The organism is Pantoea sp. B566 (assembly GCF_024793925.1).
GTDB lineage: Bacteria > Pseudomonadota > Gammaproteobacteria > Enterobacterales > Enterobacteriaceae > Pantoea > Pantoea ananatis.
Genome location: NZ_JANUQL010000003.1, coordinates 682,361 through 696,533 on the forward strand (window position 1 = coordinate 682,361; position 14,173 = coordinate 696,533).

A 14,173-nucleotide genomic window follows, 5' to 3' on the forward strand; every position below is an offset into this window, starting at 1 on the left:
TATAACGATGATTTCTGCGCCAAACGGTGAGTTAAACTCACCTGTAGCAGGCAACCGCCTGCCCTCGTTAATGGCGCTGCGCTGTTTTGAAGCGGCGGCGCGTTTCGAAAGTTTTGCCCGTGCAGCAGACGAACTGCATCTTACGCCCGGTGCTGTCAGCCGGGCGGTGCGCGTACTTGAAGAGGATTTAGGTGTTGCGCTGTTTGCGCGTCGTAACCGGAAAGTCTGTCTGACAGAAGCAGGCGAACAGCTGGCTGACGCGGTCAGTCACGGCTTCGCCATGATCTCCCGCAGCGTAAACCGCTTACGCGCGGGAACGCGCCAGCGCGTGCTGTCATGTGAGCCCACGTTATTAATGCGCTGGCTGATTCCACGCTGGGGCGATTTTGAGGCGCGCTTCGGTAAAAATGAAATCCATCTGGTCGCGGCCAGTGGCGCATTCTCGTTTGATCAGGGGATTGATTTTGCGCTGCGCCGCAATGATTTTACTCACGTATCGCCCTGCCATATCGAACACTTGTTCAGGGAAAAGGTGGGACCGGTCTGCCGCCCCGATCGCGTCACGGTCTGGTTCGACAGCGAGCGTCCGGGTTTGAATCCGGACGCGCCTTTACTGCTCTCCAGAAGCCGCCCGGAGGCGTGGCAGGTCTGGGCGACGGCGATGCAGATACCGGCTCCCGTTAACGTGCAGCAGTGTTTCGAACATTTTTATTTTAGCCTGCAGGCGGCGGTAGCCGGGATCGGCGTAGCCATTGGACCCTGGCCGCTCGTTAAAGATGATATTCAAAGCGGCATACTGGCCGCACCAATGGGGTTTGTGGAAGATGGCTCAGAGTATTGCCTGTTCTCGCCTGAGGTCGCAAAGGCAGGAACGCTTGAGCGCGACCTCACAGACTGGCTGCACGAAATCAGTGGAACAGCGTAATCGTCGCTCGCGTTGTCGCCTCGCGCCTGGCCGGGGCTTAGCTGTATTGCACCAGCATCTGCAATGCCTCATCAAACTGCCCTTTCGCTTCGGCCTCGCGAAAGTAGCGCACGCGTTCCACACAGACTTCGGTGGGCGTTGTGCCGCTGTGCAATAACGTCATAACCTCATCGGCGAAGGCATCAAGCGGCATGCTGTCAGGATCCTGAGACTGCCCGGGCGCTAACTCGGTTTGCACCTGTGGCGGGATAATCTCAATCACCTCAACCTTCCCTTTTAACAGCGGCCGAAGGGCTGCGGTATAGGAGTGAAGTGCCGCTTTAGTGGCGCTGTAGGTCGGCGAAGCAGGGAAAGGGACAAATGCCAGCCCGGACGACACGTTAATAATAGCCGCAGCGGGCTGAGCACTCAGGTGATCGATTAGCGCATCAGTGAGCCTGACGGGCGCAATAAAATTGGTTTCGGTCATTCTCACAACATCGCTCAGGTCGCGGCGTGAAGTGATGTCCTCAGGGCTAAAGACGCCAGCATTGTTGACTAAAACATTCAGGTGCGGATACGTCTGGAGCAGCAGAGGAATGGCGTGACTGACGTCATCCGCATCGGTGACATCTAAAACCCAGGTCGCTATGCCTTCTCGTCCGGCCGCCGCTTCGTCCAGCGCGTCCTGACGACGTCCGGTAATAATCACCTTGTTCCCGGCGTCATGCCAGCGATGCGCCAGTGCGCGCCCAATGCCCGTTCCCCCACCGGTGATCAACAATGTATTGCCGTGCTTATTCATCTTGCGTGCTCCCGTTTGAACCGCCATAAATAATCAGCGAGCGCATTATCTCGCCGATTAATTATTAACCACAGCGTCAGAATCCTCTCACTTTTTTCTCAACGGGTGGACTTAACCACCACGTTAGGGCTTAGTTACCGCCTTAGTGCAAGTATAACTAACTGATTAACGGGGTTTTACCATGTCTGCGACACGAGGTTGGTCCACGGAACTGGAGGGGTTACGCGGCATCGCTTCTCTTTGGGTACTGCTGGGACACATAAGTCTGCTTATCCATTGCCATATTACCTTGATCTCCTCACCCGGCATTGGCGTGGATCTCTTTATCCTGCTTTCGGGCTATCTGATGGCAAAAAACTATGTGGAACGCCAGCACAAGGAGCCCTGGCAACGCGCGGAAACCATTAAAAAATTCTGGTTACGCCGTTTTTTCCGCATTGCCCCGCTTTATTATCTGCTGCTGGCGGTTGCCCTGATCTATGGCCCCTGGTTTGGTGAGATGCGCGATACCATTGCCCAGTTTTATTCCGGGACCGCAACAGAATCCTCACGCTATGCGGATCAGTCGTTCATGAACGTGCTGACGCATCTGTCATTCCTGTTTGGCGTGCTGCCCGCCTATGGATTCAATACCACGCTGCCCGACTGGAGCATTGGGCTGGAAATGCAGTTCTATCTGCTGTTTCCGTTTATGATGCTGGCGGTGATGCGCTTCGGTTACGCGACCGCCCTGCTGAGCATGATGGCGCTGAGTTGCGCAGGCCGTTATCTGCTGCCCGACTACTATGAAGCCTTTGAAATGCCGTCAATGATTCTGATTAAACTGAATATGTTTATTTCAGGCATGCTGCTGGCTGAAGCGGTACGCCGTAAATCCCTGCTGTACGTGCTGTTTGCCCTTGCCGGACCGGCCGTAAGCGTGCTGATTGGGCTGGGTGCCATTAAGCTGCAGGTGATGCTGGAAGCCTTTATGATTATCGGTATGGCGGCCGTGCTCTGGCAGTATCAGGAAAGCAGCCTGATGGCAAAACTGATCCGCATTCCGCGTAAGGTGTTAAACAACCGTCTGAGTACATGGCTGGGCGATGTGTCGTTTTCGGTCTACTTGCTGCATCTGCTGATCGTGATCCCGGCCATTGCGCTGTTGCTCAATCAAACGGACATTGAGTATCAAAATGATCTGACGCGTTTTTTGATTGTTTGTGCCGTATCGATTCCGGTGACCTACGCGCTGGCATCATTACTGTTTAACTGTGTGGAAAAACCGGGAATAAAACTGGGCAAGAAGTTTCTGGCACCCAGGCCTGCACGCTGATGAAAAAATGGCTCGCACTGGCGAGCCATCTTTTTACTTCACAATGCTTTACCCACGTCGTGCTGCCTCTCCCTCACATGCTCATCCGGTGATTCCGGCGTATCTGCGATGCTGCTGTACGTCTTTAATCCCGCATAATGGGCGGGATCGGCCCTGCTGTGCGTCAGACTTTGCGCCGTTGCGCCGAATGAAATGATCAAAAACAACCAGGCCACTGCTAACGGTTTCCTCATTGTGCTTTCCCATGCTGTGAATGGAGTCGCTATAGTGAAGAAACTGGCGTAATGAACTGTCTGATAAACTTAAAATTCATGTCAAGATTGTTACCCCCGATCACATATTTATCGGACGTATACGCGCTGTGTTCGTCGCACAGGCACACCTTACCCAACGCCGTCACTTCAGAGTTTGATCTGTTGGGTAGCGTGACGGGATCACTGATGAGCAACAGAGTGGCGAGCGCAGATCCAGGCCCGCTACGAGGTCATGTCTGCCCTTCGCTGCCCGTCGATCCGGGTTAGTGGCAACCACCATTTAAATTTATGATTTAATAAAAAATTCCCCCTCAACCTGACTCAATACATCAACCTATTGCATATTTTTCGGCCATTACCTTACGATATTCAAGACATAACAAAAATATCGTCATTTATTGATTAAGATCATTTTTTAAATTCAAAATAATAATATTAACGATACTTATGTAAATTTTGGCCTTTTTGTTAATCATTTTCCTGACGCGTGCCGATAGAGAACAAAACAGCAATCCATCGGGAACATATCCATGAAAATCTCCACTCGTCTTGCAACCGGTTTCGGTTTGTTAATTTTGCTTTCCATTATCTGCACCTCTGTCTCACTTAACTCGCTGCATAACGCTAAAACCGGAATGGATGAGGTCGTGAATGTCAAAATGCGGAAGTACCAGTTGATTCTTGATATGCGCGGCGAACTCAGGGATTTGGCGATAGCCGTGCGAAATCTGGCCTTGTTGAGCGACGTTAAGGAAATGCAGCCTGAATGGGAGCGTCTTGAAGCGCAAAAAAAACTGTTCGCGGAAAACCGTGAAACGCTCGAGGTGATCATGCAGAGCCAGTCCACGGCTGAAGAACAGGCTGCCTTAAACCACATTAAAGAACTGGAAGGCACGGTGATGAGCGCTTTCGAAGCTGCCGGGCAACTGGGGCTGAAGAATGAGCGAGATGAAGCGACGCGTTATCTCATGGAGACCTTGCGCCCCTTGCAACGCAATATGCTGGATGCGCTAAACAAAACCACAGACATTCTCATGCATAACAGCCGCAACGCGGTGGAAGTTAACAGCGTGGCAACCAGCCGGGCGTCCTTGACGCTGGTGTTTTTATCCGTGCTTTCCGTGCTGTTCTCCATCGCCACCGGCTATGTCATCACCCGGGTGTTAATGCGCCAGTTGGGCGGTGAGCCTGCCCAGGCCCAGGAACTGGCGGCCGCGATTGCCTCGGGCGATTTGACCGCCAGCGTCACGCTCCGCCGTAATGATTCCACCAGCCTGCTGGCTTCACTGGATGGTATGCAGGCTAAACTGCGTGCTCTGGTGTCAGAGATCAAACAGACCTCGGGTAACGTTGCGCTGGCAGCGGAAGAGATCGCCCAGGGGAACACGGAGCTGTCCTCCCGGACCGAACAGCAGGCCGCCGCCCTGCAGGAAACCGCAGCCAGCATGGAACAGCTCACCGCCACGGTGAAAAGTAACGCCGCCGGTGCGCAAAGCACTGCGTCAACTGCCCGTGAGACCGCCGTGCTGGCGCGCAGTGGCGAAAGCGACGTACACCGGATGTCGGAAACCATGAACGACATTTCGCTGAGCGCGTCTAAAATTCGCGATATCACCGGCGTTATTGAGGGCATCGCCTTCCAGACCAATATCCTGGCCCTCAATGCCGCGGTAGAGGCCGCGCGTGCTGGCGAACAGGGCCGGGGTTTTGCCGTTGTCGCAGGTGAAGTCCGCACCCTGGCCCAGCGCAGCGCGACCGCAGCAAAAGAGATTAAGTCGCTGATTGAGCAAGCGGTTGAACAGGTTGGCAGCGGCGTCAAAGTCGCCAACGGTACAGGTGAAAGCATCCTCAAAATCGTCAGCATGGTCGGCGACCTGGCCAGCGCGATGGATGAGATCTCACTGGCCTCCTCCGAACAAATGCAGGGCATTTCTCAGGTGAGCGTCGCCGTCAGCCAGATGGACAGCGTCACCCAGAACAACGCGGCGCTGGTTGAAGAGTCATCCTCTGCTTCTCAGTCCCTTTCTGAACAGGCCCACGCATTACGCGGCATGGTAGAAGCGTTCCGGGTATAAGCCTGTCAGCACACGGCAGAAAGGCGTCGTCGCGCCGATCAGAACGCTGCCAACGCGTGACGGGGGCTGGGCCAGAACAGTGCGGCCTGGCCCCATCCCGCCTCATCGCGTCCGTCTGACTGCCAGACTTCGCCATCGTAGATAATGAAGCTTTTGCCCTGCTTATCGACACGCGGTCCGCTGTAGCCGGTGGCAATGCCATCGCGTCTGACAATATCCAGCAGGCGCTGTCGTGCTTCCCTGTCGAAAGGCCCGGCACTGAGTCGTGACGGCAGTTGCCGTATCTCTTCCGCACTGTATTTGAAGCAGTTCAGAGCACAACGATTGGCATAGACAAACACGGGATCGGCTGCGGTACTGTGGGCAAGAATGCTGTACGGTGCCTGTTCATGCAGCCACTGATAACGGTCATCGATATCATGAGGACAGTAAAGCCCATGTCCGGTGAGCGATCGGTAGCGTTCATCAATACGCTTCAGTAAGGTCAGTGGGGGTACAGTCGACACGATCATCTCCTTTGCAAGCGGCAGGATACGAGGAGCTAATGTGGCGGGATGCGCGCTGAAAATCAAGCACGCGCAACGGTGGAGAGGCATGACGCGGCAGTGCAGTCCCGGCACGCCGAGCTCAGGACTGCACTGCCGCGCAATGCACACTGGAATATTGACGACTCTCTCGCGCGATCCACAGGGTTATCCCTCACGGCATTCGATTCTCCTGATTTGCCCTGTCTGCGCTAAAGACAGCCAGCCTGAACGCGAACCCAGGCTGGCTGACGGGCGCTCTAGCTCAACGGCGGCCAGAAGGCTTTATTTGCCTCGATAAGATCGTCGAGAATCGCTTTTGCAACGGCGGCACTTGGTACCGTTTTAGATAAGGTAATGGCCTGCCATAACTTATGCCGGGAGCGCTGTTCCCATGCCTCCACCACGAGCTTTTGACCGCAACCTGCTGACTCATTAACCCCTTCTGGAAAGTCGGAATGTCGCCAACCTGAAGAGGTTCCGCACCGTTGCGCCCCACCAGACAGGGAATTTCCACCATAGCGTCCGCATCAAAGTTGGGGATAGCGCCCTGATTAGGCACAATGAGCAGCATACGCTCCTGGGTATTGAAGGCGATCGCGGTCGCCAGATCGACAATATAGGAAGCATGTTCGTCTATCTCCAACTCCCTGGCGGATGAATGCCCGGCATCGGTGATTGCCCTGCAGGCGCTGAACACCTGCTTTTCACGATGCTCCATGACCTCATTAGCGCGGGTGCGTTCAGGGTTGGAATGCGCGACCACATAATCTGGGAACAAATAATATTTCAGATAGGTATTGGGCAACGTCTGGGGGTCCAGCGCTTGCACATCGCGCGCCTTCAGGAAAGTATCCTTCCAGCTGGACTCCACTGATGACGATCCAGAGGGAGGAACATAGCCGTACTTTGCCACGTACTCACGCAGCTGTGGCATTAAATCATTCCCCTTCAAATCTTCAACTGCGGTCCACCAGCCAAAATGATTGAGCCCGTAGTAGCGCACCCGCATTTGCTTGCGGTCTTGCAGACCGACAATTTTTGCCATCCGACTTTCAATACCAATCGGCATGTCACAAATATTCAGGATTTTAGCCTCAGGTCGCAGGCGTCGCGTTGCCTCAGCCACGATGGCGGCCGGGTTGGAATAATTCAGCATCCAGGCGTCGGGTGAGTACTGTTGCATATAATCGACAAGCTCAAGGACACCGCCGATTGAGCGCATGCCATAGGCAATACCACCCGGCCCACAGGTTTCCTGGCCCAGAACACCATGACGCAAGGGGATTTTTTCATCTTGCTCACGCATGGGATATTTACCCACCCGAATATGCGCCATGACAAAATCGACGTCGCTGAATGCTTCCTGCGGATCGGTGGTATAGCTGAACACAATGTCAGGTGCCTGTTCCTGCAAGATAATCTTACAGGCCCGGGCAATGGTTTCCTGACGGGCCGCGTCATTGTCGTAAAACTTCAGCTGGCGTAAAGGAAAGCGGTGCCGGTTCGCTAGGAGCATTAGCACAATACCCGGCGTAAAGGTGCTACCGCCGCCCGCAATTAAAACTGAGAATGTCTTCATAAAGGTTTCTCCATGGTAAGTGTTGCTTCAGACCGGGCCGGGTCTTTCATTTGGCTTTCAAGTTGCTCGCGCACCTGGGGGACCTGTAAGCCCACAATGACCTGAATACTGTTGCCACGCCGGACGACACCGTGGGCGCCCAGCGCCATAAACGCGGCATCGTTCTGCGTTTTGGCCTCATCGACCAGTGTTATCCGCAGGCGCGTGGCGCAGTTGTTGATGCTGGCTATATTGCTGGCCCCACCCAGCGCATTCAGAAAACCCCAAGCCTGATCGCGTTGCGGGTTATGCCCGCCCGGGGAAGCTGGCGCTGCTCGCGCTGCCCGATAGTCGGCCTTGTTGTAAAGCCTGACGTCACTGTCCTCCCGACCGGGTGTTTTCAGATTCAGCCGCAGGATGAGTTGGTGAAAAACCACGAAGTAGAGCCCCGTGAAAACCAGGCCTATACCGATTTGGGTAAAGATCATGCCGGCATGGTTAGGGAACATTGGGATCCAGTTTTGCGGCAGAAACTGGTCCAGTAAGCCGCCACCGTAGTTCCCCACCACACCGCACATATACATTGCTGTCGCCATGCTGGCGGCCAGCACAGCGTGCACCGCAAACAGCAGAGGCGAAATAAACAGGAAGGTAAACTCCAGGGGTTCAGTGATGCCGACCAGAACGGCTGCCAACGTGGCCGGAATTAACAACCCTGCGACTTTGACCCGGTGACGCGCTGAGGCTGTCGAATAGAGCGCCAACGCAATCCCCACTGCGCCGAAGACTTTTGCGTTGCCATGAAGCGCGAAACCGCCCTCAGGAAACAGTTGTTTGAGTGGTTGCGTACTCTGGCTGAAGGCCTGCAGATGCTCTGCCCAGTAAACCTGGATGCCGCCTTCAACCACTGCCGGGCCAAAGATAAAAGGCCCATAAATAAAGTGGTGCAGTCCTGTCGGGATCAGGATACGTTCCAGAAAGGTATAAACCCACACGCCAACCGCGCCCGCATCGCGTAAAAACTGTTGAAGCGACTCGATGCCCATTTGAATTTTGGGCCAGCCAAACAGCGTTAACCAGGCACAGGGGATCATCGCTAAGAAGGCAACAATGACGACAAAAGATGAGCCCTGAAAAATACCCAGAAAAACCGGAAGCGGTTTTTCAAAATAACGATTGTGCAGAGCCGTCACCAGACCGGCAATGACGATGGCACCGATGATGCTGGTATCCAGTGTTTTTATCCCCGCGATCATGGCCAGTCCGCTTCCGGCTTCTGTTCCTTTGGAAAAATCGACGGCAAAAAAATCGCCCCAGGTGCTGCCCATGGCATTAATTAAATAATTCCAGGTTAAAAAACTGACGACAACGGCCAGACATGCTCGCCCCTGAGCCTGTTTTGCCAACCCCACCGGGAGGCCAACCGCGAATATTAACGGCATGTTTCTAAAAACCGTACATCCGCCCTCTTCAATAATGAAGACAATTTGATTAAATAAACTCTCTGGATGCGTTAATGCTTCCCCTACAAATAAAGGGTTGCGTAACATAATGGAAAGACCAACGATGATACCGGCGAAGGGAAATAATAATACCGGCGTAAACATGGCGCCGCCAAAGCGCTGTATTTGACTGAGCATTTAAGTTCCTCACGTAACGATTCTAAGGATACATCGTTAAAGTCAATGTAAACGCAGCCAAAATAAGGCAGTCACGCCTCTGGCAGAGTGGGACATTAACGACTTCGTGAGCGCCCTCATGGTTTTAATTTTCATCATGACGTCTATTTTCATGGCAATAACTAGACATCTCACAGCGCGGCTATAGGAAATAAAAAATCTATTTATTTATCCCCCTGCACGCATTAACTTTATGCAAGGCCTGTTGACGGTTATGTCTCCCTCTCAGGAGGTACAAAAGTGATCTATAAATTTATCGCTGACAAACTGCGTCTCCGGCTAAATTCGCCCTTTGTCGCGGTCGGGAGTGCTATTCCGGCTGAAAAAGTGCTCGCCACAGAGTTTGGCGTGGCGAGAATGACCTTGCGTAAGGCAATAGATTTACTGGTCAGAGAGGGGTTGCTGGAGCGACGGCATGGCAGCGGAACCTACGTGTCCGCAAAGGATATCAGTCATGAAACCAGTTCGCTCACCGGGCTGGCAGAAGTCTTACGTCTGCAGGGAAAAGAGGTGATCAGTAAGGTACTGGCGTTCGAGTTAATCGCCGCGCCTCCCGCCATAGCCGATCAGTTACGCATAAACAGTGGTGAACGCCTCTTTTTCTCACGTCGGTTACGTTATGTTGATGAAAAGCTGCTGATGCTCGAAGAAAGTTATATGCCAGTGAAAATATTCCCTGACCTTAGCCTGGCCCATTTGGAAAAATCTAAATTTGACTATATCGAGCAGGAGTGTGGCATTGTTTTAGAGGGCAATTATGAGTCATTAAGACCGGTTTTATCCGATAAGCGCCTGTCGCACCTGATGGATATCGCTGAGAAAACCCTCCTACTCAGAGTCGATTCGCTTTCATACAGCAATACGGGCTCTTTTATCAACTACGCCGTGATGTACAGAAACACCCACGATTATCAGGTTAACTACCATTTACGACGCACGGGTTGAGTGATCAGAGATGTCAGTACGCTTCATCAATGCGCCAGAGCGCCTCTCAGGTGTGATATAATCGCCCGTTCGAATCACAGGTGCCTTGCGTGAGAGTGAATCTGGCTAACACCCTGCAGCAGGACGCTATATTTATTGGGGACGGGTGAACGTGTCGTCTTATCTGTGCATTTAGGAAAAACGCCACACATTAGGAAAATGACAAGACTTATTTCAAATCAAGGTCAGCGCAGTGCTGTCCTCGCCGTTCATATATCGCGCCAGCGCGCTGCTGTGTTTACTAAAAGCATTTTAAATATCAATTACCCTCTCCTGATAACCTGCACTCAATTGATTAATTGAACTTATAAGTCCTTTTAAAGGACCATTACTCTGGAAACTTCCACACTGCTTGCGGAATTTACTGTTTCAAAAATATGTCTATTTTATTAATTTTTTACACGTCTTTTGCCGATAAGAACGCTGAACTTAACTTTCAGGAATTCTAAGATGAAAATCTCCACGCGTCTGGCAATCGGTTTTGGCCTGTTAATTCTGCTTTTTATTATCTGTATTACTATTTCTTTTAAAGCACTGCATTCCGCCAGCACCGGTATGGATGATGCGGTCAATGTTAAGATGCGAAAATATCAGCTCGCCGTTGATATGCGAGATGAACTGAGAGACATGGCGATTGCCGCGAGAAACCTCGCGCTTCTCAGCGATGCGAAAGCCATGCAGCCAGAGTGGGAGAGGCTGAAACTGCAAAAAGCAGCTTACTTAAAAAATCGTGAAGCGCTTGAAACAATCATGCGTGAGGATTCCACGCCCGCCGGACGTGCTGCGCTGGAAAAACTTCAGGCCAATGAAGCGCAGGTGATTTCCGGTCTAGAAAAGGCCGGTCAGTTTGGCCTGGATAACCGTCCTCAGGAAGCCACAAATTATCTGATGGTGACGGTGCGTCCTGCTCAGCGTGCGTTACTCAGTTCACTTGGTGAAATGACCAACGTTCAGTTGAATAACAGTCGCAACGCGGTGGAAGAGAATAATCGTTCAACCCGAACCTCAACACTCGTTTTGGTTATCCTGGGCCTGCTTTCCATCGTTTTTTCTGTCGCCACCGGATGGATGATTACCCGTTTACTGATGCGCCAGTTAGGGGGCGAGCCTGCTCAGGCCCAAACCATTGCGGCGGCCATTGCTAACGGCGATCTGACCTCGGTGGTGCACCTGCGTCCTAAGGATACGTCAAGTCTGCTGGCATCCCTTGACGGAATGCAGGCTAAACTTCGCGGCCTGGTTGTCGAAATCAAAGATTCTTCAGCTAACGTTGCGCTTGCCGCCGATGAAATCGCGCAAGGAAATACCGAATTATCGTCCCGTACCGAAGAGCAGGCTGCCGCGCTTCAGGAAACCGCTGCCAGCATGGAACAGTTAACCGCGACGGTGAAGAGTAATGCCTCCGGGGCACAGCATACAGCCACATCAGCTCGCGAAACGGCCAATCTGGCTCAACGCGGCGAAGCAGATATGCAACGGATGTCAGCAACCATGAAAGACATTTCAGACAGTGCTGCGAAGATTCGTGATATAACCGGCGTGATTGAAGGCATTGCTTTTCAGACCAACATTCTGGCGCTCAATGCTGCCGTTGAGGCCGCGCGTGCCGGTGAGCAGGGCCGCGGGTTTGCCGTGGTGGCTGGCGAAGTCAGAAATCTGGCCCAGCGGAGTGCTACTGCCGCGAAGGAAATTAAAACCTTGATTGAACAGGCCGTTCAGCAGGTTGAAACCGGCGTAACCGTCGCGAGTGGAACCGGTCAAAGTATCCTGAAAATCGTTAACATGGTGGGTGAACTGGCAACGGCTATGGATGAGATCTCGCTGGCCTCTTCCGAACAGATGCAGGGGATTTCTCAGGTGAGCGTCGCCGTGGGCCAGATGGACAGCGTTACTCAGAACAACGCCGCACTGGTTGAGGAATCATCGTCCGCTTCACAATCCCTTTCTGAGCAGGCACACGCGCTGCGCGGTATGGTTGAAGCGTTCCGGGTGTAAACGCCCTTTCGCACAGGAGGGAGAAACGCGATCGCGCCGGTTTCGTTTCTGCCATCCTGTTGCGTGAGCCGGGCCAGTACCGTGCGGCCTGGTGAACACCATCCCCGCTGTCTGGGTCGTCATGGTGAGCGTTGAAAGGCAAAAAAAGACCGAACACGATTCCTGTATTCGGTCCAGGGAAATGGCTCTCAAGGAGCCGTGCGCTAAAAGTTGGCATTAATAGAGGCTTTCGCCTTGCTTCTAAAGCGTAGGACAACACACCAGATTTTCCAGCCAGCGCCGCGGCTCAGACCATAAACCCGACAGGTTTGTGACCCGTAAGACAAATTTGCGCACTCTTGCCTGCGTGGTCTTATTTTGTGCACAGCGCCTGTGCACGATCCACGACAGGTTGCAGACTCATCATCCGATCCGGATGCGCTTTATCCGGCGCCTGAATCACGCTGATGGGCTGTGCCTTCACCCGCTTAGCATTGACCTGAGCCTCCGCCTTCTCATTAAGCGGGTACTGCATCAGCGTGCTGGGATTGATGGCAAACAGCGATCCATCTTTCTCACAGGTCAGCATCACCTCTTCACGATTAAACGGCCACTTGTCTTTACCAATTTCGAAACGGCTGACGGTGATGATTTGTGCCGCTGCTGCCTGACCAGCCAGCGTTAATAACAGCAGTGTGGGGATCGCTTTCTTCAGCAACATAACTTACCTTTATGGGGTTTTCATCATTCAGGTTGGTGACAACGTAGCAAACACGCTGACCAACCCCACTACGCCGCATGCCAGCACAATTTCCAGCTGGGTCATGCGAATAAACAGTCGTTGTGCGGCAAGGCCCGCGATGTGAAAGCGCGGCACCAGCCAGTAACGATTCCAGAGCGCAATCAGCACCATAAGCATGACCAGCCCTGCCTTGCACAACAACAGTACAACATAATCGTTGAGATGCCAGTTTGCTGGCGCCCCGGCAATCAGCAGGCTGTTAACGATACCGGTAATTATCGTTAAGGCGACAGCAACGTGACCATAACGGGAAAAACGCATCATGGTGCGGATTGCGGCTGTCCGGTATTCGATGTTACGCGCCATGCGCATCAACACCAACACAGGCACTAACCCGCCCGCCCAAAAGGCGGCGGAGAGAAGATGTAAGGCCTGGTTACTTTGTTGCAGGAGCCCAGCGATACCCTCGCGCATGGCGGCATGGCCCGTTAGCGCCAGACAGCCTGTCTGTAGCAGGCCAGTTAACAGCCAAACCTGCTGACGGGGGCGGTCACGCATGACAATCGCAGCCACGCTACACAGCGAAAAGAGGAGCTGCCATTGCCACACGGAGCCCCAGCGGGTTGAAAATACCGCCAGCCACACAGCCGTCTCTGACAAATTGTGCCAGTCACCACTCATCAACACATTTTGTGTGGCCAGCATCGCCAGTGCCGACAGCAGGGCCAGCCATGTACTCCACTTCATTAGCGGAAATAATCGCGCGGCCAGCGAGGTTCGAAAGGCAACCGGTGCCAGCAACCTGCTGTAAAAGGCACTGCCAACCAGCAACATTAATGCCGTGAAATGCAGTGCGCGCAGCACCAGCCACAACAGGGTCACGGTTTTATTTCACGGTGAAGGTATAGCTTCCGTGCGTTTTGTGCCCGTCAACGGACAGCACGTGCCAGTTTACCTGATAAGCGCCCTGCGCCAGCGGCTGGGCAAAATCAACCCGCAGGCGGTCGTGCTGCTTGCCATCCAGCCGGGCCTTTTCACCCACGGCTTTATGCTGTGCATTCATGACGTCAACGCCACTGAATGCGGCTTCAACGTCTTCGGTGAAGCTCAGCGTAATGTGTTGCGGCGCAGGCGTTACCGCCGCGTTGGCTGCCGGTACCGAAGACGCTAAATGGGCGTGCGCCAGTGCAAGCTGACTAAACACCATTGTGCCGGTGGCGATCAGAGCCAGCACCCCACGTGAAATCGCGGTTTTTTTCATCTCTTCATCCTGTTAACGGCGGCAAAGGCCACGAACGTGGCGCAAGAATACGCCGCTGAAATTTAACTGTCGAGGCCAGCAATGCTATCCTGTCC

Annotated in this window: 11 protein-coding genes and 1 pseudogene; 5 read left to right on the top strand and 7 right to left on the bottom strand. The window is 53.3% G+C overall.

What is annotated here, in order from left to right; all coding sequences use genetic code 11:
* Window positions 1-7: 7 nt before the first annotated feature.
* Window positions 8-925 carry a LysR family transcriptional regulator gene (locus NYE92_RS04920; RefSeq protein ID WP_028715234.1) on the top strand — a complete coding sequence of 306 codons (918 nt, stop codon included), beginning with the start codon at window positions 8-10 and terminating at the stop codon, window positions 923-925.
* A 37-nt stretch (window positions 926-962) separates the two neighbouring features.
* Here the strand turns inward: NYE92_RS04920 and NYE92_RS04925 are convergent, their stop codons facing one another.
* The gene (locus NYE92_RS04925; RefSeq protein WP_014605689.1) at window positions 963-1,709 is read right to left on the bottom strand and encodes an SDR family oxidoreductase; all 747 of its coding nucleotides are present in this window, start codon (window positions 1,707-1,709) and stop codon (window positions 963-965) included.
* A gap of 181 nt (window positions 1,710-1,890) precedes the next feature.
* On the opposite strand from NYE92_RS04925, the gene NYE92_RS04930 reads away from it, so the two are divergent.
* Together NYE92_RS04930 and NYE92_RS04935 are read left to right on the top strand one after the other, a co-directional pair.
* Window positions 1,891-3,024: an acyltransferase gene (locus tag NYE92_RS04930; RefSeq protein WP_014605688.1), complete on the top strand. Its 1,134-nt coding sequence runs from the start codon at window positions 1,891-1,893 to the stop codon at window positions 3,022-3,024.
* 784 nt (window positions 3,025-3,808) lie between these two features.
* Window positions 3,809-5,353, top strand: a complete 1,545-nt coding sequence (locus tag NYE92_RS04935; RefSeq protein ID WP_015700182.1) for a methyl-accepting chemotaxis protein — start codon at window positions 3,809-3,811, stop codon at window positions 5,351-5,353.
* 38 nt (window positions 5,354-5,391) lie between these two features.
* Here NYE92_RS04935 and NYE92_RS04940 read toward each other — a convergent pair whose 3' ends face one another.
* From NYE92_RS04940 to NYE92_RS04950, 3 genes and pseudogenes are all read right to left on the bottom strand, one after another.
* On the bottom strand, window positions 5,392-5,865 hold the full coding sequence (locus tag NYE92_RS04940) for an MEKHLA domain-containing protein (protein ID WP_029568844.1): 474 nt from the start codon (window positions 5,863-5,865) through the stop codon (window positions 5,392-5,394).
* Between the two features lie 272 nt (window positions 5,866-6,137).
* Window positions 6,138-7,459: pseudogene (locus NYE92_RS04945) on the bottom strand (6-phospho-alpha-glucosidase).
* On the bottom strand, window positions 7,456-9,078 hold the full coding sequence (locus tag NYE92_RS04950; protein ID WP_064373907.1) for an alpha-glucoside-specific PTS transporter subunit IIBC: 1,623 nt from the start codon (window positions 9,076-9,078) through the stop codon (window positions 7,456-7,458). The pseudogene NYE92_RS04945 and the gene NYE92_RS04950 overlap by 4 nt, the downstream one beginning before the upstream one ends.
* 279 nt (window positions 9,079-9,357) lie before the next feature.
* On the opposite strand from NYE92_RS04950, the gene NYE92_RS04955 reads away from it, so the two are divergent.
* Complete coding sequence (locus NYE92_RS04955; protein ID WP_013026057.1) at window positions 9,358-10,062, top strand: GntR family transcriptional regulator; 705 nt, start codon at window positions 9,358-9,360, stop codon at window positions 10,060-10,062.
* A 489-nt stretch (window positions 10,063-10,551) separates the two neighbouring features.
* The gene (locus tag NYE92_RS04960; RefSeq protein WP_064373909.1) at window positions 10,552-12,096 is read left to right on the top strand and encodes a methyl-accepting chemotaxis protein; all 1,545 of its coding nucleotides are present in this window, start codon (window positions 10,552-10,554) and stop codon (window positions 12,094-12,096) included.
* 352 nt (window positions 12,097-12,448) lie between these two features.
* On the opposite strand, the gene NYE92_RS04965 is transcribed toward NYE92_RS04960, so the two are convergent.
* Genes NYE92_RS04965 through copC form a run of 3 tightly spaced genes read right to left on the bottom strand, consistent with a single transcriptional unit; the run spans window position 12,449 to window position 14,078 of the window.
* Window positions 12,449-12,796, bottom strand: a complete 348-nt coding sequence (locus tag NYE92_RS04965) for a YebY family protein (RefSeq protein ID WP_014593872.1) — start codon at window positions 12,794-12,796, stop codon at window positions 12,449-12,451.
* A gap of 27 nt (window positions 12,797-12,823) precedes the next feature.
* Window positions 12,824-13,699, bottom strand: a complete 876-nt coding sequence (copD, locus tag NYE92_RS04970; protein ID WP_019105102.1) for a copper homeostasis membrane protein CopD — start codon at window positions 13,697-13,699, stop codon at window positions 12,824-12,826.
* A gap of 4 nt (window positions 13,700-13,703) precedes the next feature.
* Window positions 13,704-14,078 carry a copper homeostasis periplasmic binding protein CopC gene (copC, locus tag NYE92_RS04975; RefSeq protein ID WP_013026061.1) on the bottom strand — a complete coding sequence of 125 codons (375 nt, stop codon included), beginning with the start codon at window positions 14,076-14,078 and terminating at the stop codon, window positions 13,704-13,706.
* Window positions 14,079-14,173 lie beyond the last annotated feature (95 nt).